The organism is Streptomyces sp. NPDC091387 (assembly GCF_044756945.1).
Classification (GTDB): domain Bacteria; phylum Actinomycetota; class Actinomycetes; order Streptomycetales; family Streptomycetaceae; genus Streptomyces.
This window is the reverse complement of the sequence record NZ_JBIVTZ010000006.1, coordinates 317,423-341,699: the sequence shown is the minus strand read 5'-3', so window position 1 is coordinate 341,699 and position 24,277 is coordinate 317,423. Positions and strand designations below refer to the sequence as shown.

Annotated in this window: 17 protein-coding genes and 1 pseudogene; 13 read left to right on the top strand and 5 right to left on the bottom strand. The window is 70.6% G+C overall.

What is annotated here, in order from left to right; genetic code table 11:
* Positions 1–409 precede the first annotated feature (409 nt).
* Positions 410–1,297, top strand: a complete 888-nt coding sequence (locus ACIQM0_RS15240) for a M20/M25/M40 family metallo-hydrolase (RefSeq protein WP_401286382.1) — start codon at positions 410–412, stop codon at positions 1,295–1,297.
* Positions 1,298–1,334: 37 nt separating this feature from the next.
* Positions 1,335–2,768, top strand: a complete 1,434-nt coding sequence (locus ACIQM0_RS15235) for a M1 family metallopeptidase (protein ID WP_401286381.1) — start codon at positions 1,335–1,337, stop codon at positions 2,766–2,768.
* Here the strand turns inward: ACIQM0_RS15235 and ACIQM0_RS15230 are convergent.
* The 4 genes and pseudogenes from ACIQM0_RS15230 to ACIQM0_RS15215 form a co-directional block, all read right to left on the bottom strand.
* Positions 2,680–2,874: pseudogene (locus ACIQM0_RS15230) on the bottom strand (hypothetical protein); the annotation flags it as partial. The gene ACIQM0_RS15235 and the pseudogene ACIQM0_RS15230 sit on opposite strands and share 89 nt — an antisense overlap.
* A 226-nt stretch (positions 2,875–3,100) precedes the next feature.
* Positions 3,101–4,021, bottom strand: a complete 921-nt coding sequence (locus tag ACIQM0_RS15225) for a serine protease (RefSeq protein ID WP_401286380.1) — start codon at positions 4,019–4,021, stop codon at positions 3,101–3,103.
* Positions 4,022–4,195: 174 nt separating this feature from the next.
* Entirely contained in the window at positions 4,196–5,023 is an 828-nt protein-coding gene (locus ACIQM0_RS15220) for an SDR family oxidoreductase (RefSeq protein WP_401286379.1), read from the bottom strand.
* 51 nt (positions 5,024–5,074) lie between these two features.
* A complete protein-coding gene (locus ACIQM0_RS15215) occupies positions 5,075–5,539 on the bottom strand; it encodes a MarR family winged helix-turn-helix transcriptional regulator (protein ID WP_401286378.1) in 465 nt (154 codons plus the stop codon).
* 666 nt (positions 5,540–6,205) lie between these two features.
* Here ACIQM0_RS15215 and ACIQM0_RS15210 point away from each other — a divergent pair.
* From ACIQM0_RS15210 to ACIQM0_RS15185, 6 genes are all read left to right on the top strand, one after another.
* The gene (locus ACIQM0_RS15210) at positions 6,206–7,969 is read left to right on the top strand and encodes an amino acid adenylation domain-containing protein (protein ID WP_401286377.1); all 1,764 of its coding nucleotides are present in this window, start codon (positions 6,206–6,208) and stop codon (positions 7,967–7,969) included.
* Between the two features lie 70 nt (positions 7,970–8,039).
* Positions 8,040–12,680 carry an amino acid adenylation domain-containing protein gene (locus ACIQM0_RS15205; RefSeq protein WP_401286376.1) on the top strand — a complete coding sequence of 1,547 codons (4,641 nt, stop codon included), beginning with the start codon at positions 8,040–8,042 and terminating at the stop codon, positions 12,678–12,680.
* 81 nt (positions 12,681–12,761) lie between these two features.
* Positions 12,762–13,979, top strand: coding sequence for a 3-deoxy-7-phosphoheptulonate synthase (locus tag ACIQM0_RS15200; protein WP_401286375.1), 1,218 nt, complete (start codon positions 12,762–12,764; stop codon positions 13,977–13,979).
* A complete protein-coding gene (locus tag ACIQM0_RS15195) occupies positions 13,976–15,958 on the top strand; it encodes an anthranilate synthase family protein (RefSeq protein ID WP_401286374.1) in 1,983 nt (660 codons plus the stop codon). Before ACIQM0_RS15200 ends, ACIQM0_RS15195 begins: the two co-directional genes overlap by 4 nt.
* A complete protein-coding gene (locus ACIQM0_RS15190; RefSeq protein ID WP_401286373.1) occupies positions 15,945–16,541 on the top strand; it encodes a flavin reductase family protein in 597 nt (198 codons plus the stop codon). The genes ACIQM0_RS15195 and ACIQM0_RS15190 overlap by 14 nt, the downstream gene beginning before the upstream one ends.
* 5 nt (positions 16,542–16,546) lie before the next feature.
* Positions 16,547–18,121: a 4-hydroxyphenylacetate 3-hydroxylase family protein gene (locus ACIQM0_RS15185; protein WP_401286372.1), complete on the top strand. Its 1,575-nt coding sequence runs from the start codon at positions 16,547–16,549 to the stop codon at positions 18,119–18,121.
* A gap of 76 nt (positions 18,122–18,197) precedes the next feature.
* Here the strand turns inward: ACIQM0_RS15185 and ACIQM0_RS15180 are convergent, their stop codons facing one another.
* Positions 18,198–18,866 carry an O-methyltransferase gene (locus ACIQM0_RS15180; protein WP_401286371.1) on the bottom strand — a complete coding sequence of 223 codons (669 nt, stop codon included), beginning with the start codon at positions 18,864–18,866 and terminating at the stop codon, positions 18,198–18,200.
* 253 nt (positions 18,867–19,119) lie between these two features.
* On the opposite strand from ACIQM0_RS15180, the gene ACIQM0_RS15175 reads away from it, so the two are divergent.
* The 5 genes from ACIQM0_RS15175 to ACIQM0_RS15155 are packed head-to-tail and all read left to right on the top strand — an operon-like array spanning position 19,120 to position 24,264.
* Complete coding sequence (locus ACIQM0_RS15175) at positions 19,120–19,623, top strand: VOC family protein (protein WP_401286370.1); 504 nt, start codon at positions 19,120–19,122, stop codon at positions 19,621–19,623.
* Entirely contained in the window at positions 19,620–20,573 is a 954-nt protein-coding gene (locus ACIQM0_RS15170; RefSeq protein ID WP_401286369.1) for a hypothetical protein, read from the top strand. Before ACIQM0_RS15175 ends, ACIQM0_RS15170 begins: the two co-directional genes overlap by 4 nt.
* Positions 20,574–20,623: 50 nt before the next feature.
* Positions 20,624–21,559 carry an LLM class flavin-dependent oxidoreductase gene (locus ACIQM0_RS15165; RefSeq protein ID WP_401286368.1) on the top strand — a complete coding sequence of 312 codons (936 nt, stop codon included), beginning with the start codon at positions 20,624–20,626 and terminating at the stop codon, positions 21,557–21,559.
* A complete protein-coding gene (locus tag ACIQM0_RS15160) occupies positions 21,556–22,419 on the top strand; it encodes a PhzF family phenazine biosynthesis protein (RefSeq protein ID WP_401286367.1) in 864 nt (287 codons plus the stop codon). Before ACIQM0_RS15165 ends, ACIQM0_RS15160 begins: the two co-directional genes overlap by 4 nt.
* A gap of 51 nt (positions 22,420–22,470) precedes the next feature.
* Positions 22,471–24,264, top strand: coding sequence for a gamma-glutamyltransferase family protein (locus tag ACIQM0_RS15155; protein ID WP_401286366.1), 1,794 nt, complete (start codon positions 22,471–22,473; stop codon positions 24,262–24,264).
* Positions 24,265–24,277 lie beyond the last annotated feature (13 nt).

Genomic DNA, 24,277 nt, shown 5'->3' with positions numbered 1-24,277 from the left:
CGATCCGGCCGGTCCGACGTCCCGGCACAGCCGGAACCCGCGCTGTAGCCGCGGGAAAAGCTTGGGACGCGGTCCAGGATTGCGGTTCCTCGGCCTGCAGGCTCTCGAACGCCTCGGCCCCGCAGCAGGTCCCGTTCTCGTGGCCCCTGCCGCTCGCACGATGTACTTCCTCGTACCGGCCGGCCGTACCCGCGGACGGAACGTCCCGCGGACCCAGCCGCCGGGAGAGACGAACCACGGCGCTGGGCGAGGTACTCCAGTACAACGCACGGGGCAGAGAGCCGTGGCAACGGATGACGACCACTGCGCCGCCACAGGTTTCTGACATTCTTCTGACATCACCCAGCGACTCTCTTCTTCCGGCTCCGCGCCGGAAGAAACCGCCTTGCCTTCAAGGAGAGAGTCACGCATGGAGATACTCAGCCGCATGCGGCGCACGACCGCGGTACTCGGTCTGTGTACGGCGCTGATCGCCGTCCCCGCCGCGGCGTCGGCCGAACCCGCCGCGCCGAAGACGCCGCGGATACCCGTCGTCTCCACGGAGCAGGTCATGCAGCACCTGCGGGCGCTGCAGTCGATCGCGGACCGCACCGGAGGCAACCGCGCCCACGGCACCAAGGGCTTCCAGCAGTCGCTGGCGTATGTGAAGGGCGTGCTGGACAAGGCGGGCTTCCGCACCAGCCTGCGGCCCTTCACACACAACGGTGTCCTCGGACACAACCTCATCGCGGACTGGCCGGGAGGCGACCCGGACCACGTCGTGCTCGTAGGCGCCCACCTCGACAGCGTCGAGGCCGGGCCCGGCATGAACGACAACGGCTCCGGCTCGGCCGCCGTGCTCGCCACCGCCGTCGCGATGTCGCGGGCGGGTGCCGCGCCGAAGCGGCATCTGCGGTTCGCGTGGTGGGGAGCGGAGGAGCAGGGCCTGATCGGCTCCAAGGACTACGTGCACGAGCTCTCGGCCGCCGGGCGCGAGAAGATCGACGTCTACCTCAACTTCGACATGACCGGCAGCAGGAACGTGCAGCGGTGGCTGGTCGTCCACGACGACCCCAGGGCCACGGACGCGTTCGAGGCTTACTTCGCGGCCAAGGGCCTGCCCACCTTCGACATCGGCATCGGCGGCTCGGACCACGAGTCCTTCGGCGACGCCGGAATCCCGGTCTCCGGCTTCACCAGCGGCGTCGGCGACTGCCTCCACGAGGCATGCGACGGCATCGACAACGTGGACCCCCGGACCGAGACCGTCAGCACCAACGCCGTGCTCGGCGTGACCTGGCAGCTCGCCACCCGCTGATCAGCGACTACGGCCCCTACGGTCAGGAGCAGGACACATGCGCAGTACGACGAAACGGCACCGATACCCCGCACTGGTGGGCATCCTGGCAGGCAGCGTGCTGGTGACCGCCGTGCCCTCCGCGGCCACCACGGGCGGCGGGTCCGGTGTGGGGGACCCGTACTTCCCCGACGACGGCAACCCCGGATACGACGTCTCCCACTACGACGTCCGCGTGGCCTACGACCCGGCCCGCCCCGACCACCTCGACGGCGACACCACCGTCACCGCCACGGCCACCGGCAGACTCGACCGCTTCCACCTGGACCTGGAGGGTTTCCAGGTCAGCTCGGTCACCGTCGACGGCGTCCCGGTCACGAGCTTCACGCGCAGCGGGGCACACGAGCTGGTCATCACCCCGGCCGGCCGGATCGCCAAGGGTGCGAAATTCGCCGTCCGCGTCCGCTACGCCGGCAAGCCCGTCGGTGAGAGCTGGCACCGGCTCACCAACGGCGGGGCGAGCGTGACCGGCGAGCCGCACTCCGCCACCGCCTGGTACCCGGCCAACGACCATCCGTCCGACAAGGCGACCTTCCGGCTCACCGCGACGGTCCCCGACACCTGGACCGTGATCGGCAACGGCCGCCCCGGCCCGACCACCTCCCCGGCCAAGGGCAGAAAGACCTTCCGCTGGTACGAGGACAAGCCGCTCGCCACCTACCTCAGCACCCTCGCCGTCGACGAGTTCACGGTTCGCACCTCGAAGCTGGCCGACGGCACCCCGGTCATCAACGCCTACAGCCCCGGCGCCGTGATCGACCCGGAGTCCGAGGCGCTGCTCCCGGAGATCATCGGCTTCCTGGCGTCGAAGTTCGGCCCGTACCCGTTCTCCTCGGCCGGCGGCATCGTCATCAACGGCGAAGCCGACGGGGGCGGCGACGGCCCCCTCGCACTGGAGACGCAGAGCCGTCCGACGTACAGCGGAATGATGTTCGACGCCTCGATGGTGCACGAGTACGCCCATCAGTGGTTCGGCAACAGCGTCTCGTTCTCGGACTGGCGTGACGGCTGCATCGCCGAGTGCGTCGCCCAGTACACCAACCAGCTGTGGGAAGAGAAGAACGGCGCCGACATCGACACCGGCTTCTACGCCGGCATGGTGGAGGAGAGCGAACAGGACCCCGACTTCTGGAACGTGAAGCTCTACGACCCGGGCCAGGGCAAGGAATTGGACCCGGCGCTGTACGACAAGGGGTCGATGATGATGCACGCCCTGCGGCGGACCATCGGGGACGCCGCCTTCTTCGGGACCCTCCGGCAGTGGCAGAAGGAGCACCGCTACGGCAACGCCACCTGGCCACAGTTCGAAGCGCTCGCGAAGAAGGTCTCCGGCCGGCCGGACCTCACCGGGTTCTTCGACGCCTGGGTACACGGCACCACCGTCCCGGAACGGAAGTACCTGTACCCCGGTAGCCTCGGCCGCCTTCGGTGATCTCCCGCAGGGTGATCGAGGCGGCGGCGGGCAGCGTACGGATGTGGCCGACGGTTACCGAACGGGCCATGACCTGGTCGATCCGGGCCGGCGGGAGGCGACGGGGGACGTAGCCGGGCAGCCGCGGTGCGACGGCGGCACGGTTGTTGGCCCGGCAGGACACTGACACCCACGGCGCCTCCAGCGCCGGCTTCGCCGAAGCCCAAAAACTCGGCTTCAGGCAGATCCGAGATGGCCAAGCAGCAGGTCGAAGCGTCCGAGGCCCGCCACCGTGGGAAGGAGGAGCGGGTGACGTGCTTGCCCTGGCCGAGCCCGCGGTAAAGGCTTTCAGGTCACCGTGTCCCTGCCGGCTTCGGCAGTGCGCACCCCGCTGCCGCCAGGTTGAGCTTGTTGCCCGTGGTGAAACACGCCGGGATGCCGTATGTCTCCTCGGCGTAGCCGATGCCCTCGCGGACGGTGACGGTGCCCTGTTCGTTCACCTCGCAGGGGTTGTCGAGGGTGCAGCGTCCGCCGCTCTCGTTCGTGGTGTTGTTGATCGCCGTGATCTCTCCCGTCGTCGTGTCGATGACGGGAGAGCCTGAAGTGCCGCCGATGACCTGGCACTCCGGGGTATAGCGGACGGCGTCCTTCCACGTCCACTGATCCTCCTTCAGACGGTACGCGAACCCGTCGACCGAGCAGGAGTAGACCTTTTTCCAATAGGCGGAGACCACGTTGACCGCGTGGCCCTGCACCGGGTGGGTGGCGGCCAGCGTCAGCGGGGCGATCCCGCTGGACTGCTGTATCTGGGCGTACGTCTTGGTCAGCCGGTAGAGCGTCACGTCGGTGTCGGTCATCGTCGAGTAGACGACCTGGCTCGCCTTGAGCGTTCCGGCACTGCCGGCCGAGGCATTGAGCAGCGTGAAACTGCGGGTCGAGGACTTGCCGGTGATGACCTGGCCCGCACTGGGAAAGCCGGTTTCAAGGCAGTGACCGTTCGTCATGACCAGTGCGAGGTCCGCCGGCTGTGAGTTCGGCATCCGGACCAGGGAGCCCGAACAGTTGCTGAGCGCGACCGTGCCGGCGAAGGAGGCGGCCCGAACTCCTGTGGGGGTCACCGTTCCCTCGTCCGGATGCGCGCCCGGCGTCGCGACGGCGGAGGCCGCCTGGCCGCCCCCGGACGGGACCGCGGCGGCGGCCGTGCCCGTGGTTCCGGCGAGGGCAGCCGCGCCGAGGGTGAGCGCGGTCAGAGTGGCGAGGAGAGGCTTGCGCATGGTGGATCCTCTCGGGTAGGTCCGGGAGCCGACCGGCACCCGGACAGCGAAGGGTCGAGGCATTGTCCGTGCACCGACAACGCGCCCGCTACCCCACCGTTCCCCCCTGACGCCTTTCGCACTGTTGACAACCGCCCTACGAGGTCTTCCCGCTCGGTGCCGCCGGAGTGCGCCTCACGGGGTACGCGGGGCCCAGGCGCCCGACGCGGCGGCTTCCCTCACGTAGGTCTCGAACGTCTTCGGATGCCGGCCGGTGACCCGGTGGACCGTGTCCGACGGCCGGGCGTCGCCGAGGGCGGCCAGGGACGTGTACGCGCCGGTCTCGCGCTCCACGGTCTCGGCCGGCCTGCCCTGTGCCAGTTGGCCGGCGCGGTAGGTGTCCTTGTCACCATGGAAGACCTGGGGCAGGCCGGTGGCGCGCCCGATGGCGGCCAGAGCGTCCGCGAAGGACAGGGCATCGGGTCCCGTCACCTCGTACGTCCTGCCGGCGTGGCCCTCCTCGGTCAGGGCGGCGGCGGCCACCGCCGCGATGTCGTCCGCGTCGACGAACGTCTGGCGGCACTCCCCCAACGGCAGGGCCAGCGTGCCGTCGAGCACCGCTTGGCGGAAGATGCCCTCGTCGAAGTTCTGGTTGAACCAGTCCGCCCGCACGACAGTCCAGTCCGCCTCGGCGTCGCGCACCATCCGCTCGGCCTCCATCAGGCGGTCGTCTCCCATCTCCTCGACGGCACGGCTGGAGAGCAGGACCAGCCGCCGTACACCCGCCGTGACCGCGCACCGGATGAAGTCCTGCCTGAGCGCCAGTTCGTGCGGGAGCATCAGGTAGACGCGCTCGGTCCCGGCCAGCGCCGGCTCCCAGGTGGTGTCGTCGTTCCAGTCGAACGGGATGCCGGTGGCGCGGGAGGCCGGCCGCACCGGCCGGCGTGCGTCCCGCAGGCGGGCGAGGACCCTGCGGCCGGTCGAACCGTGGGCGCCGAGAACGAGAATGGGTGCGTGGCTCATACCGGGCGCAACGAGGGACCCGCCGGGCGGCAACGGCGCGCCGGGCGGGAGTCACCGTACGGGTTCGGCCTCCATGGCCGCGGCCACCTTCTCGCAGAACTCCGCGAACAGGGCGCCCTCGCCCTCGGTCAGAACGGACGCGGCGAGCTGCCCGATGTCCTGGCGGCCCCGGGCGATCCGGGCGAGGAACGCCGCCCCCTCGGGGGTGAGGGAGGTGCTCAGTTCGCGCCGGTCCTCCCCCAAGGCCTGCTGGGTCACCAGGTTCAGGTCCTTGAGCACGCGCAGGGCCTTCGACGTGGTCTGCCGGGAGACGTCGAGCGCGTCGCTCAGTTCGGAGGGCCTCATGGAGCTCCGTACCCGCAGCAGCTCCAGGACGTCGTACTGGTGCCAGTTGACGCCTTCGGGGTTGGCGCGTGACCGGCGTGCGACCAGAAGACACTGCAGGTGGGTCAGGGCCGCCTCCAGACCGCTGGGTTCCTGGGACCAGGGGGACATCGAGCCGTCTCGTGGAGTCATGGGGGGCTTTCCGGTACGGGGGCATTACCGGGTGCTGAGAGGTTGAACGATATCAAGGGGCGCCGCCGATGACACGGCCTCACACCTGCGGGCCCCGCTGTCGGACGGTCCACCGGCCGGCCCCGGTGCCGCGGCCGTGGTCAAGATCGGCGGCGGGGGCCGAAGAAAAATGGTTGCCCTGAAGACACCATCGGGGGGCGTGGCGCTCCGAACCCGGGGTACCGGAGTCCTTGGGCCGGTGGGCAACCGGCCGACCATAACGCTTCAGGGGCGGCTAATCGGCTTCCGCGCGGGAGCCGTCGAAGCCAGCAATTGCATCGGTCCGGCCTGCGCCACGGACCGGAAAGCGCTTCCCGCCTCGATTCCTTCCGGCCGGGACCGCGTGCGACGTACCGGAATTGTTTGCCCAAACCGCCCTCCACCAGAGGCATTTGACACTGATCCCGACCTGTGGTTAACATCGATTTCCAGACGGAAACCATATTTCCGCACCGCACGCTGAAGAATCCACTGCCCCGGCTCGCGTTTCTCGCATACCGCACCAGTGAGATCGCTGAAGCCATTCCTTCGGACAGCACGCCGAGGAGATCAGCGATAATGGAAAATAATTCCTCCCATTTATCACCGGGCCCCCCTCTTATCCTTACCGCTCTGTTCGAGGAAGCGGTGCGCGACAACAGCGAGGCCGTAGCTCTGGCGCAAGGCGCCCTACGCGTCACGTATGACCAGCTCAACCGGCGAGCCAACCGCATGGCACGTCATCTCGTCGCCCAGGGGGCGACGAGAGGCGACCGCATCGGTGTGCACATGGGCCGGTCCCCGGATCTCTACGCCGTCGTGCTCGCGGCCCTCAAGGCCGGCGGGTGCGTGGTGCCGCTCGACCCCGGGCATCCCACGGAGTACGTCGGCCGCATCCTGCACGAAGCCGGCACGTCGCTGGTGGTCTGCGACGACCCGGGCGGCCTTCCCCACGGCGCCCGCGAAGGCGCACTCGCACTGCACGACCTGGTGCGGCGCAGCGAGGGCCTGGACGACGGCGACGCGGACCGCGGGATCGGGCCGGAGGACACCGCGTTCCTCATGTACACCTCCGGTTCCACGGGCAAGCCCAAGGGCGTCCGGATCGCGCACCGCGGACTGGCGCGGCTGGGCCCCCACAACGGCGCCCTCGACATCACCCCGCGGGACGGCCTGACGCAGTCGGCCGCGTTCTCCTTCGCCGCCTCGACCATCGAGATCTGGCTCGCCCTGCTGCACGGCGCCACGCTGCTGCCGATGCCGCCCGGACTGCCGTCGCTCCCCGCGCTGCGCGAGGCCGTGGAGGAACGGGGCGCGACCGTGCTCAGCCTTCCGTGCGGCCTGTTCAACGCCCTGGTCGACCACGAGCCGGACTGTCTGAGGAACGTCCGGATCGTGCTGCTCAGCGGCGACTTCCCCTCCCCCGCCCACCTGCGCAGAGCTATGGCGCACACCGACGCGACCCTCTACAACGGCTACGGCTGCACGGAGAACTCCTCGATCACCGCCCTGTACCCGCTGACGTCGGCCGATGAGGTGGACGGCCGGGGCATGGTGCCGATCGGCAAGCCGCTCCCCACGGTCACGCTGGACGTGTACGACCCGGCGATGCGCCCCTGCGGCATCGACGAGGTGGGCGAACTGTGCGTGAGCGGGACCGGCGTGGCCCAGGGGTACGCCGACCGGCCGGAGCTGACCGCCGAGAAGTTCACCCCGGCACCCGACGGTGGGCTGCTCTACCACACGGGCGATCTGGCACGGCGGACCGCGGACGGCGACGTGGTGCTGGTCGGACGGTCCGACAGCATGGTGAAGATCCGCGGGTTCCGGGTGGAGACCAGCGCCGTCACCCTGGCCATGCGCGCCCTCGACGGGATCGGGGACGCGGCGGTGAAGGCGTTCGAGGACGACACCCGCGAAAAGCGTCTCGTCGCCTTCTACACCACCCGTGACGGCACGCCGGCCGACCCCTCGGACCTGGCCCGCCGGCTCTCGGAGCAGTTGCCCTCCTACATGGTCCCCTCCTCCTTCCGTCATCTCGAGAAGATGCCGACGAACGTGAACGGAAAGATCGACCGCACCGCGCTCATCCTTCCCGGGCCATCCGGTACCCCGAAGCAGAAGTCCACCGAAGAGAAAGGCGGAACAGTCATGCAGAACCCGCTCGAAGCAGTCGTCCTGCAGTCCTGGATCGAGATTTCCGGAATGGACGACTTCTCGACCACCGACTCCTTCCTGGGCCATGGCGGGAATTCCCTCCATTTCGTGCAACTGGCCTCCCGCCTGCAGAAGATATTCGGGATCGAAATCACCACCGAGTCGGTTTTCCGGCACGGCACGGTGGAACAGCTGGCACGTTTCATCGAAGAGACCCGTGATCAGGAGCGGAGCACCTCGACGTCCAACGGCTGACGGAGTTCCCGACAGCGACCGGCACATGCTCTGCGCCGGTCGCGTGACGTCTCCGGAGGGCGACAGAACCGTGAACGAACCCCTTACCTCAGCAATACTGGAATTAGCACGGAGAACGCTCCGGTCGCCCGGCCTCGGGCCCGACCAGAAATTCTCCGAGTGCTGCGACGATCCCGGGCGGCTGGACGAACTGAGCTCGGTACTGCGGGCCGTGTTCGCCATCGACCTGACGTCCGCGGAACTCGCCCGCGAGGGCACCGCGGCAACAGTGGCCGAGCGCACCGCGCGTGGGCGCCCTCGTACTCGCGGGCAGGAGGTGGAAGCCGGCTCCGCGCCGCGGACCGGCAACGCGACGGAGGCCTCGTTCGGCCAGAGCGGCATCTGGCTCATCGACCAGTACCTCCCCACGCCGGAGGCGTACAACGGGCCGTTCCTGGTCCGGCTGCCGTTCCGGCTCGACGGGGAACGGCTGCGCCGCTCCGTTGCCGGGGTGCTGCGCCGGCAGGAAGTGCTGCGCACCACCTACACGTTGCGCGACGCCCGGCTCCTCCAGGTCGTCTCCGACGACGACACGGCCTTCCACTACCGCGTCGAGCACTACGGCGGCGAGAAGGAACTGGACGCCATCGCCCAGCGGGTGGCGAACATCCGCTTCGACCTGGAGCACGGGCCGGTGACCTCGGTGACCTGTGCGCTCGGGCCGGGCGAGGAGAGCGCGATCGTCTGCAACATCCACCACATCGCCTCGGACGCCGCCTCGGCCGGCGTGTTCCTGCGGGAACTCCTCGACGCCTACGACCGGAACGGGCGGGGGCTGCCCGTGGAGGCGGTGCCCGGCCGTCCGGACTACGCGGACTTCGCGCACTGGCACCGCGAGCACCTGACGCCGGGGAGGACCGCGGAACTGCTCGACGAGTGGGCCGACCGGCTGGCCGGAGAACTGCCCGTGCTCGATCTGCCGGCGGACCGCCCCCGGCCCGCGGCGCAGGAACACCGGGGAGCCACCGTGCCCCTGCGTGTTCCGGCCGAAGTGACCGAGCGGCTGGAGCGGCTGGCGGAACGCGAGGGCGTGACGCTGTTCATGGCCCTGCTCGCGGTGTACGGCGTGTTCCTCGGCAAGCTGACGCGTCAGGAACGCGTGCTCATCGGTTCGCCGGTCTCGCTGCGCGACGACGCTCAGACCCGGGACCTCATCGGCTACTTCGTCAACATGGTCGTCCTGCGCCAGGACGTCACGGGCTCGATGAGCGTGCGCGAGGCCCTGCGGCAGGCGCGCGCGGAGGTCACCGACGCGCTGCGGCTGAAGTGGGCCCCCTTCGACAAGGTCGTCGAGCGCCTGAAGCCCGAGCGCAACAGCGCTCACACCCCCGTCCTCCAGACGATGCTCGTGCTGACCGATCCGGGTTCCGCGCAGTGCGTCCACGACGGCACCCCGCTGACCATCAGGCGCGACATGGCGCACGGCGCGAAGTATGACCTGTCCGTGGTGTTCGCCCGCGAGGAGGACGGGCTGCACGGCACGCTCGAGTACGACTCGCACCTCTTCGACGAGCCCACGGCGAGGAGCATGAGCGAGCGTCTGGGCCGGCTGCTGGGCCGGTTCGCGGCGGCCGGGCCGGACGCCCTCGTCCGCGATCTCGGCCTGCTGGGCGACGGCGAGGAGCGGGATCTGCTGGCCCGCAACGACCTGGTGGACCGGTCCGCGCGCCCCGTGCCGGTGGGCGAGCTGTTCGAGCGGCAGGTGTCGGCCACACCGGACGCCGTCGCGGTGACGGACGGCGGCCGCTCGTGGACCTACCGGGAACTGGACGAACGGGCCAACCGGCTCGCCCACGTCCTGCGCGAGGAGGGGGCGGGGGCGGGCCGCCGGGTGGGCATCAGCCTGCCCCGCTCATTCGACATGATCGTCGGGCTGCTCGGCGTCGTGAAGTCGGGTGCCTCCTACGTCCCGATGGACCCGTCGTACCCGCCGGAGCGGGTGGCGTACATGCTCGACGACGCCGGTGTCCTCCTCGTGCTCACCGACAGCACGTTCGGCGCGGAACTCCCCTCCGGAACACGGTTGTTCGAGATCGACCGGGAAGCCGACCGGACGGCTGCGGCCGGCCTCACGACGCCGGGCAGAACCAGGACGCCCGACGACGAGGCCTACGTGGTCTACACCTCCGGGTCGACCGGTGCCCCGAAGGGCGTGGTCATCCGGGACCGCACGGTGGGCAATCTCATCGGCGCCCAGCACCGGATCTCTCCCTGCGGAGCCGAGGGCACCACTCTGCAGTACATGACGCTCTCCTTCGACGTCTCCGTGATGGAGATCCTGGGGACGCTCTGCGTCGGGGGCACGCTCGCCCTGATACCCGGGGAGCTTCAGAAGGACCTGCACCGGCTGGCCGCGTTCGTCGCCGAGCACGGTGTCACGCGCCTGTACCTGCCCTATGTCGCGCTCCAGCGGTTCGCCGCGATAGCGGTCGCGGAGGGCCTGCGGTGCGAGGGCCTGCGCGAGGTCACCTCCGTGGGCGAGGCACTGGTCGTCTCCCCGCAGATCCGGGAGTTCTTCGCCCGGCACCCCCGGGCCCGGCTGCTGAACATGTACGGCCCTTCCGAGACCCATCTGGCCACCTGGCACGAGCTGTCCGGTGACCCCGGCGAGTGGCCCGAGGCACCGGCCATCGGCCGTCCGGTCGACGGCATGCGACTGCTCGTCCTCGGCCCCGACCGTGAACTCCTCCCTCCCGGCGTCACGGGCGAGCTGTACATCGGCGGTCCGCACCTCTCGCCCGGCTACCACGCCAGGCCCGAGGAGACGGCGCTGCGCTTCGTCGCCGATCCGTACGGCCGGGCCGGCGACCTCCTCTACCGCACCGGCGACCTCGTACGGTGGAACGGGCGCGGTGACCTGGAGTACCTGGGCCGCGCCGACGACCAGATCAAGATCCGTGGCTACCGCGTCGAACCCACCGAGGTAGAGGCCGCCCTCGACGCCCTCGACGGGGTGAAGAGCTCGGCGGTGGTGGCGGTCGGGTTCGGAGCGGGCGACCGACGGCTGGTCGCCGCGGTCACGGGAGACGGCGCCGATGACGACGGGCGGCTGCGGGCCGCGCTGGCCACCCGTCTGCCGGACTACATGCTGCCCGCACACATCGTCCGCCTGGACCGGCTCCCCACCACCCCGAGCGGGAAGACCGACCGCGGTGGACTGGCCGCCAGGCTGGCCGGCGAACTGCGCGACCGGCGCACGGACGACCGCGCCGGAGCGGCGGAGCAGCCGAGGGCCGGAACCGAGCGCGAGATAGCCGACCAGTGGTCGGACGTGCTGGGAACCGGCTCCATGGGACGGGGCGACGACTTCTTCACGCTGGGCGGCAACAGCATCATCGCCACCGAACTGGTCTACCGCCTGCGGCGGCTGTTCGACATCGACATACCGCTGCGGACCCTGTTCGACAACCCCACCGTCTCCGGCATGGCCGCGCGGATCGAGGAACGGCGCGCCGGCGACACCACGGCCTTCACGGCGCCCGCGACCGACCTGCGCGGCGATGTGACCCTGCCGGACACGGTACGGGCCGGCGACCGCGAACCGGCCCCGGTGGCCGCCGCGACCGCGGTCCTGCTGACCGGCGCGACCGGCTTCCTCGGCAGCTATCTCCTGCGGGACCTGGCAGCCGTACCAGGCAGTGCGGTCAACTGCCTGGTACGCGCAGCCGATTCGCACGCCGCCCTGCAACGACTGCACGCCACGGCCACTCTGTACGGCATCGCGGACGACATCGCCTGGGAGCGGGTGCGCGCCGTGCCAGGAGACCTCGCCCGCGCGCGCATGGGGCTGTCCGACGCGGCCCACGCGGAACTGACCGGTTCGGTCCAGGTGGTCTACCACGCGGCGGCGCACATCAACTTCGTCCTCCCGTACGCCTCGGTGAAACCGGCGAACGTCGACGGTCTGCGGTCCGTGCTGGAGTTCGCCGCCACGGGGCGGCTCAAGCGGGTGCATCACATGTCGACCATCGCGGTGTTCGCCCCGGGCCAGGGCGCCGGGCCGATCACCGAGGAGGCGGTGCCCGAAACCTCCGAGGGGCTCGGCATCGGTTACACCCGGAGCAAGTGGGTGGCCGAGGGGATCGCACGGCTGGCGCGTGAACGCGGCATGCCGGTGACCGTCTACCGCATCGGCCGGATCTCCGGCGACAGCGTCACCGGCGCCTGCCAGGCCGACGACTTCCTGTGGCGCCAGATCAAGAGCTTCATCGAACTCGGTTCGGCCCCGCCCGCCGAGGAGCTGACGACGGACCTGCTGCCGGTGGACTTCGTCAGCCGGGCCGTCGTCGCCCTCTCCCGCGATCCCTCCGCCGACGGCGCGACGTTCCACCTCTTCCACCCACGCGGCTCCGACTTCACCCCGGTGCACGCCGCCGTCCGCGAGTGCGGCTACACGCTGGACACGGTGCCGGCCGACGAGTGGCTGAAGCGCCTGGAGGAATCGGCCCGCCTTCCCGGGGGCAACGCCCTCGCGGCAGCCGTCCCGCTGTTCCGGGAAGGTGCGCTGGAACTCGGCGAGAACACCTACGGCAACGAGAAGACGTCGCGGCTGCTCGAACGCCTGGGGCTGCACTACCCCGACATCGACCGCCACTCCCTCTCCCGCATGATCCGCTACTTCGGCTCGACCGGGCAGCTGACCGGCCCGCACCACGCGCGGCAGACCGCGTAGGACAGCCGGTCAGCGGCTCTCCCGTTCCAGACATCCGCAGGCGTCCACCCCACGGGCCGCCTCATAGCAAAGGCCGACAGCATGTCTCGAAACCCCATGCCGGGCGCCGAACACGATCCGTTGATCGCCTCGATGGTGGCCGGGCTGCCCGCCCGTCAACAGCCCCAGTGGCCCGACCCCTCCCTCCTCCCCCAGGTGCGCGAACGCCTGGCCGGTGAGCCGCCACTGGTCTCGTACGACAGCGTCAAGACCCTCGGCGCCCTGCTCGCCCGAGCCGCGGAAGGCGAGTTCTGCCTGCTCCAGGCCGGCGACTGCGTGGAGTTGACCACCGAGTGCGAACCTCGCGACATCGCCCGCAAGGTGGAGATGCTCGATGTGCTCGGGGACATCATGTGCACGAGTTCCGGGCTGCCCGTCCTGCGCGTCGGACGGATAGCCGGCCAGTTCTCGAAGCCCCGTTCCCAGGACTGGGAAACCGTGTACGAGGACAGGCTCCCGGTGTTCCGGGGCCCGGTCGTCAACGCACCGGACCCGCAGCGGACGGCCCGCACCCCCGACCCCTCCCGCATCCTCGCGGGGATGAAGGCCGCCCGCCGTGCCGTCACCGCCCTCGACCAGCTCGGGCGCGGCGAGGGCGCGCCGCCGCAGCACCGGGTGTGGACCAGCCACGAGGCACTCCTGCTGGACTACGAACTGCCCCAGGTCCGGCGGCACGGGGAGGGCGGCAGCTACCTGGCCTCCGCGCACTGGCCCTGGATCGGCGAGCGCACCCGCCAGGCGGACAACGCGCACGTGCGGCTGATGGCCGAACTGGACAACCCGGTGGCGTGCAAGATCGGCCCGGAAGCCACGGTGGACGAGGTACTGGCCGTGTGTGCGGTGCTCGACCCGCACCGCACGCCCGGCAGGCTCACTCTCATCGCCCGGTTCGGCGCGGGGCAGGTCGCCAGGGTGGCGCCGCTGGTGCGGGCGGTGAAGCAGGCCGGGCACCCCGTGCTGTGGATGTGCGACCCGATGCACGGGAACACCGTCAAGACGCCCGACGGGCTCAAGACGCGCAAGCTCGACGCGATCATGTCCGAGATCCGGCAGTGCATCGATGTGGTGTCGGAGAACTCCGGGCGGTGCGCCGGGCTCCATCTGGAGGCGTCCCCCGACGACATCTCCGAATGCGAGGGAGCAGGCCGTTCCCCGGTGCCTGGCCCCGGCTACCGGAGCCTGTGCGACCCCCGGCTCAGCCTCGTCCAGGCGGTGGCCGCCGCGGCTCACTGGCGTCTTCCCGTGGGAGCGGCGGCATGAGCGCGGACCCCGGGCCCGCCGAAGGGGCCTGGGCCTCCGAAGCGCTGCTGCCGCCGCCGGGCCGGCCGTTCGCGGTGCTGCACCGGCCCGGGGCCGACCGCGCGGCGCCCGTCGAGATCCTGAGCGGTCCGGTCCGCAGCGCGGACGACCTCGACGCCCTGGGCCTGGACGACCCCGGCCCGGCGGCCCGGGGAGCGGACGGGGCGGACACCCTGGTGCTGACCCCCTACCGGCAGATCCGCGAGCGCGGCTTCGCGTACCCCGACGACCACGAGCCACTGCTGGCCATGGAGGTGCGGGAGCACCGGCGGGTACCGCTGGACCGGCTGCTGGACTGCCTGCCGGACCGGGCGCCGCGGGTGGAGGACCTCCGCTACGACATCGACGACGACGGGTACGCGGCCGCGGTGGACACCATCGTCGACCGCGAGATCCACGGCGGCGAGGGCTCCAACTTCGTGCTGGCCCGCAGTCTGCACGGCCGGATCCGCGACTTCGACCGGGCCGCCGCGCTCTCGGTGCTGCGCGGGCTGGTGACGGCGGAGACCGGCGCGTACTGGACGTTCCTGGTCTTCACCGGGGACCGGTACCTGATCGGCGGCACCCCGGAGCAGCAGGTGCGCGTCCGCGGTGACCAGGTGGAGATGAACCCGATCAGCGGGACCTACCGGTACCCGCGAACGGGTCCGGATCTGCCGGGGCTGCTGCGTTTCCTGCGGGACCCCAAGGAGACCGACGAGCTCTACATGGTCGTGGACGAAGAGCTCAAGATGATGACGTCCCTGTGCGACCGGGACGTGCGGGTCAGCGGACCGTCCCTGAAGTGGATGTCCCGGCTCGCGCATACCGAGTACTACCTTTCCGGCCACTCGGAGCGCCCGCTCACCGAGATCCTGCGCACCACCATGCCGGCGCCGACCGTGACGGGCAGCCCGGTGGAGAACGCCTGCCGGGTGATCGAGCGGTACGAACCACAGGGACGCGGCTACTACAGCGGGGTCATCGCGCTGCTCGGCCACGAGAGCGGGCAGCGCCGGCTGGACGCCGCCATCATGCTGCGCACGGCGGACATCGGTACGGACGGCGCCATCCGGCTGACGGCGGGTTCCACGGTGGTGCGGGAATCAGTACCCGCACATGAGACGGCGGAGACCACCGCCAAGCTGTCCGGCCTGCTCGACGCGCTGTCCGGCCGACGGACGGCGAAGGCTCCCGTCCGGGCCCCCGCCGCAGGGCTGGCCGACGTCCCTCCGGTGCACGGCGCACTGGCCGCGCGCAACGACGGGCTGGCGGCCTTCTGGCTCGGCGGCACCGGTCCGGCGAAAGCCGTGGGCGTCGAGGTCACGATCGTCGACGCCGAGGACGGCTTCACCTCCATGCTCGCCTACCAGTTGCGGTCGCTGGGGTGCGCGGTGCGCCTGGTGCCGTGGTACCGCGCGGAGGAACCCGCCGGGTCCGGTGGCGCCTTCGGCGCCCGGGGCGTCGTCCTGCTCGGCCCGGGGCCCGGCGACCCCCGGGACTCCGCGAACGCGCGGGTGCTCGCCCTGCGGGCGGTGGCCGCCGAACGGCTCGCGGGCGGTCTGCCGCTCGCCGCGGTCTGCCTGGGGCATCAGGTGGTGTGCACCCTTCTGGGACTGCCCGTCGCCAGGCTGCCCGACCCGGCGCAGGGCAGACGGCTGCGGGTCCCGCTGTGGGGCAGGCCACGCATGGCCGGCTTCTACAACAGCTTCACCGTGCGCGCGGACGACGACTGGCTGCGTCCGCCCCTGTCCGACTCGGCCGTCCAGGTGCAGCGCCTCGGTGACGAGGTCATCGCCCTGCGCGGACCGGCCCTGGCCACCATCCAGTTCCACGCGGAGTCGTTCCTGACCGAGGACGGCCCCGGCATCCTCGCCGATCTGCTCACCGGTGCGCTGGCACCGGCCGGCGCGGACCGGGCGGCCGTCCACGAGAGCAGGGGGACCCATGAACATGCCTGACGGCGGCGTGCGTACCGCGTCCCGCCCGATCGACCCGCGCGCCCTGCGCAGTTGCATGGGCCAGTTCGCCACCGGGGTCACGGTGATCACCTGCCGGCGGGGTGACATCGTCCACGGCACGACGGTCAACGCGTTCACCTCGGTGTCGCTGGACCCGCCCCTGGCCCTGGTGGCCCTGGACCGGCGCAGCCGTGCGGGTGCGCTGCTGGTGGAGGACGGCGGGTACGTCGTCAACATCCTCGACGAGACGCAGCGCGATCTCGCCATGCACTTCGCCGGCCGTCCCATGCCGGGCCCGGTGCCGTGGGTGGACGAGAGCGGACCGCATCCGCGGCTGGCCGGCACGGTGGCCCACCTGGTCTGCCGCCCCTGGCAGGTGCACGACGCGGGCGACCACACGCTGCACATCGGCGGCGTCGAGGAGTTCGAGAGCCGTCCGGGACGGCCGCTGCTGTTCCACCGCGGCGCCTTCCCGGAACTGGCACCGGACGATTCCGCCGGCGCCTGGTCGCTGTGCCTGGACGGTATGGACCCGGTGGAGCACTTCCACGCCCGCGACGAGACAGACGAGACAAGGGACTGACGCACATGACGGAGAAGAACGATGTGAGCGGCACGACGGACTCCGGCGACCGGACGGACGCGGCACCGCGCCGCGTGACCCGGCCGATGACCGGTGACGAGTACCTGGAGAGCATCCGGGACGGCCGGGAGGTCTGGGCGTACGGGGAGCGGGTCGACGACGTCACCAAGCACCCGGCGTTCCGCAACACGGCACGGATGACGGCGCGCCTGTACGACGCCCTGCACGACCCGGAGCACCACGACACGCTGACCACGCCCACCGACACGGGCAGCGACGGCTTCACGCACAAGTTCTACCGGGTGCCGCGCAGTGTGGAGGACCTGGTCGGGGACCGGGACGCCATCGCCCGGTGGGCCCGGTTGACCTACGGCTGGATGGGGCGGAGCCCGGACTACAAGGCGAGTTTCCTGGTGACGCTGGGTGCGAACCCGGAGTACTACGGGGAGTTCGCGGACAACGCCCGGCGCTGGTACGCCGAGGCGCAGGAGCGGGTGCTGTTCTGGAACCACGCGGTGATCAATCCGCCGGTGGACCGCCACCGGGCGTCGGACGAGGTCGACGACGTGTTCGTGCACGTCGAGAAGGAGTGCGACGACGGTCTCGTGGTCAGTGGGGCGAAGGTGGTCGCCACGGGGTCGGCTCTGACCCACTTCAACTTCATCGCGCACTACGGCCTGCCGGTGAAGAAGAAGGAGTTCGCCCTGGTGGCCACACTGCCGATGGGGGCGCCGGGGGTGAAGCTGATCTGCCGTCAGTCGTACGAGCTGGCCGCCAGCCGCATGGGCAGCCCGTTCGACTATCCGCTGTCGAGCCGGCTGGACGAGAACGACACCATATTCATCCTGGACAAGGTGAAGATCCCCTGGGAGAACGTCTTCATCTACGGGGACACGGCGAAGGCCGGCACCTTCCTGAACACGTCCGGGTTCACGCACCGGCTGACGTTCCACGGTGTCACCCGGCTCGCAGTCAAGCTGGATTTCCTGGCCGGTCTGCTGCTCAAGGGACTGGACGTGACCGGGACGAAGGATTTCCGGGGAATTCAGACGCGGGTCGGCGAGGTACTCGCCTGGCGCAACATGTTCTGGGGCCTCAGTGACGCGATGGCGCACAATCCCCATGCGTGGCACGACGGCGGGCTGCTCCCGAACCTGGACTACGGCATGGCGTACCGGTGGTTCATGACCATCGGATATCCGCGCGTACGCGAGATCATTCTGCAGGATCTCAGCAGTGGTCTCATCTATCTGAACTCGCACGCCAAGGATTTCCAGAACCCCGAGCTGAGGCCGTACCTGGACCGGTACATGCGCGGTTCCAACGGATACGACTCGGTGGAGCGGGTCAAGCTGATGAAGCTGATCTGGGATTCGGTGGGCACGGAGTTCGCGGGGCGGCACGAACTGTACGAGCGCAACTACTCGGGCAACCACGAGAACGTGCGCATCGAGCTCCTGATGGCCCAGACGGCCTCCGGCCTGGTCGACGGCTACCGGGGTTTCGCGGAGGAGTGCATGGCGGAGTACGACCTGGACGGCTGGACCGCTCCCGACCTGATCGGACCCGACCAGGCATGAGTACCGGGGCGGACCGCCTTCGGGGGCGGCTTGCGGCCGGTGTCCGGTCCGCCGCCCCCGAAGGCCCTGCGGCGCGTCAGGGCAGGATCAGCGCCAGGGTGAACCCGTCGTACCCCTTGCCTCCCACCGTCTGGATCGAGGTGGCGCTGACCCGGGGCTCGGCGGCCAGCATCTCGTGGAACCGCCGCATTCCCCGGACGCCTCCGTCCGGGTTGCCGGCTTCGCCGACCGCACCTCCGAGCACGACGTTGTCGACGACAATCACTCCGCCCGGACGGGAGAGTTCGAGCGCCCAGGTGAAGTACTCCGGGGTGTCGGGCTTGTTGGCGTCGATGAAGACCAGGTCGAACGGCGGGCCGCCGCCTTCCGCGAGGGTGGGCAGGATGTCGAGCGCCCTGCCCACGTGCTGGTCGACGACGCCGGCGACGCCGGCCTGTTCCAGGTGGCCGGCGGCGGCCTCGGCGAACGTGCGCTCCCACTCGATGGTGACCAGCCGCCCGCCGGGGGGCAGCGCACGGGCGAGCCAGATGGTGCTGTACCCGCCGAAGGTGCCTATCTCGAGAATGCGCTCGGCACCCTGGATACGGGCCAGCAGGTGCAGCAGTTTTCCCTGGGGCCGAGAGACCCCGATATCGGGGAGATCGAATGCGACGTGCGCCTGGGCAGCGGCCGCCAGCGCGGGGTCCTCGTCACCGAGAACCGAATCGAAGTAGTCGTCCACTGCGCTCCACTGATTCTGTGTCATGACACCAGTATTCCCCGGAAAGGATGGCACCTGGCAAGTAGTCAAGGAAATTTCACAAGAATTGATGACGCTTCACCAATGCCTGACCCGCAGCTTCGGGCTGCCCTGATCATTTCTCCCACGGCATCCCGTCCCACCACATCAGAGAAATCCAGGAATCCCACTTCGTTACCTGACCGGATTTCCGGGCAATCGCTAGCCTGAATGAGAAAAGAAAAGATTAGATCTCTCGGAACGAAAGGAGCGCAGCACCATGCCTCGAACCCAGACCGCGACCGAGCGACCAACGGGCCTCGACCTCGTACCGGAGCTTCACCACGTGGGGGTGCAGACGGGCGACCTCGACAACGCCGTCGCCTGGTACCAGGAGTTCTTCGGCTGCCGGCCGAACTGGACCCTGGACACCTTCTCCGAGCTCACTCTGAGCCGTCTGCCCGGCATCACCCGGCTGACCGAGCTGGCGGTGGCCGGGCTGCGCTTCCACCTCTTCGAACGCGCCGGGCACGACGACGCCGTCCCCGGCGCCAACACCCGCCAGTTCCAGCACATCTGCCTGTCCACCGGATCGGCCGAAGAGCTCCGAGCCTGGCGTGACCGCTGGTTCCACCTGTACGAGTCCGGCCGCTACACCTTCGCCGGCGAGGAACGGCCCACCGACATCGTCACCGACGCGGACGGCGTGCAGAGCTGCTACGTCCTGGACGTCAACGGGCTGGAATTCGAGTTCGCCTACGTCCCGCCGGGGGGAGACCGATGAACAAGGGTGTCCACCGCACTGTGACCGAACTGCCCGTACCCGACGGCTGGGACTTCGGGGACTTCCCGTACGGCCTGGAACCGCTCACCCTGCCCGAACCGCCGACGTCCGAAGCCGGGCACGACATACCCGACGTGCTGCCGGCCGACGAGTCCTTGGTGGACCGGAGCACGGTCTGCCATCGGACGGGTGCGCCCCTGTCCACGACCGACTTCTCCCACCAGCTCTTCTGGTTCCGCTGGATCACGGGGCATCAGGCCACCTTCGCCGTCTGGCAGCTGACCGCGCACGCCCTGTACCAGGCCCGCGTCCGGGCCGATCCCACCCCGTCCCTGCGCGTGATGACGGACCTCACCGACGCCTACACCTCGATGCTGCTCTACACCAGCTCGTGCCCGGCCGACGTCTACGGCACGGTCATCCGGCCCAGCATGTTCCTCCAGCACCGAAGCTTCAGCGGCACCTGGGCACCGGACTTCGTGCCCGTACGGGGACTGCTGAGGGGCAAGAAGACCGAGTGGAGCGGCACGACCGAGGGCCAGGCGTTCAAGCACGCCGTGCAGATGTACCACACAGTGCACGCGGGGGTGGCGGCCAAGCTGGTGCCCGGTGGCCGGTCCCTGCTGCAGGAGTCCGCCACGGAAACCACGCCGACGCGCCCCGAGACGCAGGCGCTGCTCTACGACCACTACTTCCTGACCCTGCGGACGCCGGTCGGCGCGGTGGAGCTGGTCGACCAGTTACGGAGCCGGCTGCGCGCGATCTCGCTCGACGTCGCGACCAACGGGCTCTACCCGGGCCTCACGCCGGAGGAGGACGCGGCCTTGCCCGCCGAACTGCGGAGCGCGGAGGTGCGGGGCTACGAGCAGGGCTTCCACGCGGCCCTGAGCCGGATCGACGTCGCGGCCCGGCAGCTCAAACCGAAGGTGCTGCACAGCACGGCACCCTGACCGGCCGTCGCCGCACGGAGACACCCGACACGGAAGGGAGTGAGGAACGAATGCGTCACGGAGTGGTGATCCTTCCCGAACGGCGCTGGTCGCAGGCCCGCGAACAGTGGGTCCTGGCCGAGCACCTCGGCTTCGACCACGCCTGGACGTACGACCAGTTGATGTGGCGGTGGCTGCGTGACGAGCCCTGGTTCGCCTGCGTGCCCACACTGGCCGCCGCTGCCGCCGTCACCTCGCGGATCACACTGGGCACGATGGTCGCCACCCCCACCTACCGCCATCCGGTGACGCTGGCGAAGGAACTGATGTCGCTGGAGGACATCGCAGGGGGCCGGTTCGTCTGCGGCCTGGGTGCCGGCGCGGGCGGCCTGGACGACCGGGTGGTGGACCCCACCGAACGCACCCCGCGGCAACGCGCCGACCGCTTCGCCGAGTTCGTCGAGGCGCTGGACCGGCTGCTCACCGGCCGGGTCTCCTCGTACGCGGGCACCCACTACGACTTCCGCGACGTACCCGTGAACCCGGGGTGCCTGACGCGCCCGAGGGCGCCGTTCGCCGTCGCCGCGACCGGGCCGCGCGGCATGCGGCTGGCGGCCCGGCAGGCGGACACCTGGGTCACCGCGGGGCCACCGGGCCGCTTCGACGCCCTGCCCTACGAGAAGGCGCTGCCCGACATCGCTCGCCAGCTGGACCGCCTGGACACGGCCTGCGCCGCGGTCGGACGCGACCCGGCCACGCTGAACCGGCTCCTGCTGACCGGTGCCCTGGTCGGTGGAGTGCTCGACTCCGTCGAGTCCTACCGGGACGCGGTGGGCCGGTTCGGCGAGCTGGGCATCACCGACCTGGTCGTGCACTGGCCGCGCGCGTCCTTCCCGTACGAGGGCGATCCGCGCGTGCTGGAGGCCGTCGCGGAGGAGGTGCTCCTCCCCCGCCCGCGGACCACGGGCGCCACCACACGGCAGACCACGGCAGGAGGCGGACGATGATCGGATACGAGATCGTCGACATGTTCACCGACAACCCGTTCGACGGCTGTGCCCTCGGTGTCGTACCCGACGCGCAGGAGCTCTCTGAGGGGGACATGCTCGCCGTCGCCCGGGAGATCGCCCTGACCGAGACGGCGTTCGTCCTGCCGCCCGGCCTACCCGGATCCGCCTACCGGGTCCGGGTGATGACGCCGGCCGGGGAGTCGCCGTTCGGGGGCCACAGCGCGGTGGGCACGGCCAGTGTGCTGGTCCGTACCGGACGGCTGGCACCCGGCGAGGCGGTGCAGGAGTGCGGCGGCCGGCAGCTCACCGTGACGGCCGGGGCCGACGGCTCCGCCCTGGCCGTCGAGGGCGCGCCGCTGCTGCGGCCCGAGTGGGATCCACACCCGCTCCTGGCGGCGTGCGGCCTGTCCGGCTCCGACCTCTCCGCGACGCCGCACCTGACCGGCTTCGGACCGGCCTTCCACTTCCTGCCGGTACGCGAGGAGGCGCTGGCCAGGGCAGGCGCCGACCTCACCGACCCGGTCTGGAAGGACTGCCCCGACGCGGTGCTCGTCGCGTACGACCACGAGAACCGGACCGCCCGTGTCCGGGTGTTCGCTCCCGGATACGGGATGCCGGAGGACCCGGCCTGCGCCTCCGCCGCCCTGGGGCTCGGCGCCTGGCTGGCCCGTGAGAAGGCGTTGCCCGGCACCGACGGCCACCACACCTACCGGGTCCTCCAGGGCGAGGGCCTGGGCCGGCCGGCCACCCTCTCGTGCACCGTGGACGTGCGGGAGGGCCGGGCCACGGCCGCCACGGTCCACGGCAGGGTCACCGCCACCGCGTCCGGCCTGATGAACGCACCGAGACGGCCCTGACCGCCGGACTCGCCCGCCGAGATCTCGTACGAGGAGAAAGGGACTTCCCACGTGCTCTTCCGACCGGAACTGCACGGCACCCGCGGTGCCGTGGCGTCCACTCACTGGCTGGCCTCCACCGCCGGCATGTCCATGTTCGATCGCGGCGGCAACGCCTTCGATGCCGCGGCCGCCGCCGCCTTCGTCATCCAGGTCGTGGAACCGCACCTCAACGGGCCGGGCGGTGACGTGCCCATCCTCGCCCACCGTTCCGGGTCCGGCCGGGTCGACGTCATCTGCGGTCAGGGGCCGATGCCCGCGGCGGCGACCGTGGACGCCTTCACCGAGCGGGGCCTGTCCGTGGTCCCCGGTTCCGGACTGCTGCCGGCCGTGGTCCCGGGGGCCTTCAGCGCCTGGCTCCGGCTGCTGAAGGAGTACGGCACGCTTCCGCTGGAGGTCGTGCTGGAGCCCGCCATCGGGTACGCGGAACGGGGCTACCCCCTGCTGCCCAAGGCGGCGGCCATGATCGGCGCACTGTCGGAACTCTTCCGCGACACCTGGACGGAGTCGGGCCGCACGTACCTGAGGCGGGGCGTCGCCCCGCGGGCCGGGGAACGGGTCACCAATCCCGTACTGGCCCGGACCTTCCGGCGTGTCGTCAGCGAGGCTCAGGCGTCGGGGCGGGACCGCGAGGGCCGGATAGACGCGGCGACGGAGGCGTTCCACACCGGCTTCGTGGCGGAGGCGATCGACACGTATCTGGCCAAGGCCGAGGAGATGGACTCCACCGGACGCCGCAACGGCGGATTGCTGACCGGCGCGGACCTGGCCGCCTGGCGGCCGGGGCTGGAGCAGTCGCTGAGCCTGGAGTACCGGGGCCATACGGCGCACAAGGCGGGCCCGTGGTCGCAGGGCCCGGTCTTCCTCCAGCAACTGGCGCTGCTGGAGGGCTTCGACCTGGCCGGGATGGGACCGGGCAGCGCCGCGTACGTGCACACGGTGGTCGAGGCCGCCAAGCTCGCGTTCGCCGACCGCGAGGCGTGGTACGGCGACCCGGCCCACGCGGACGTGCCGCTACGAGCCCTGCTGGACCCCGCGTACGCCGCCGAACGGCGCGCGCTCATCGGGTCCGAGGCCTCCGTCGAGCTGCGGCCCGGCCGGCCCGACCGGCGCGAGCCTCTGCTCCCGCCGCTGCACGACGAGAGTTCCGCACCGGCGGACCCGGCCTGGCTGGGTGAGCTGGAGCAGGGCATTCCGGCCATCATGAAGCTGACCGCCGCCACCGGCGACACCTGCTGCGTCACCGCCACCGACGCCGCGGGCAACATGGTGGTGGCGACGCCCAGCGGCGGCTGGCTCAAGAGCTCTCCGGTGATACCGGGGCTCGGCTTCCCCCTCGGTACCCGCGGCCAGATGGCGACGCTGATGCCTGGTCACAGCAACACACTGGCGCCGGGAAAGCGCCCGCGGACCACGCTCAGCCCGACCATGGTCCTGCGGGACGGGCAGCCCTACCTGGCGTTCGGCACACCCGGCGGCGACCAGCAGGACCAGTGGACCCTGGGCTTCTTCCTCAACCACGTGGACCACGGCATGAGCCCGCAGGCGGCCATCGAGGCGCGGACCTTCCACACCGACCACGTACCCACGTCGTTCGCCCCGCGCCGGTTCCGCCCCGGAACCGTGGTGCTGGAGAGCGGCTGGCCGGCTGAGGAACTCGAGCTGTTGCGGCGGCGGGGCCACGAGGTGGAGCTGGCGCCCGACTACTCGCTGAGCAAGGTGTGCGCCACCGGCCTGACGGGCGACGGCCTGGTGCTCGGAGCGGCCAGCCCGCGCGGCGCGCAGGCCTACGCGGTCGCCGGGTAGGAGGGGAGCACAT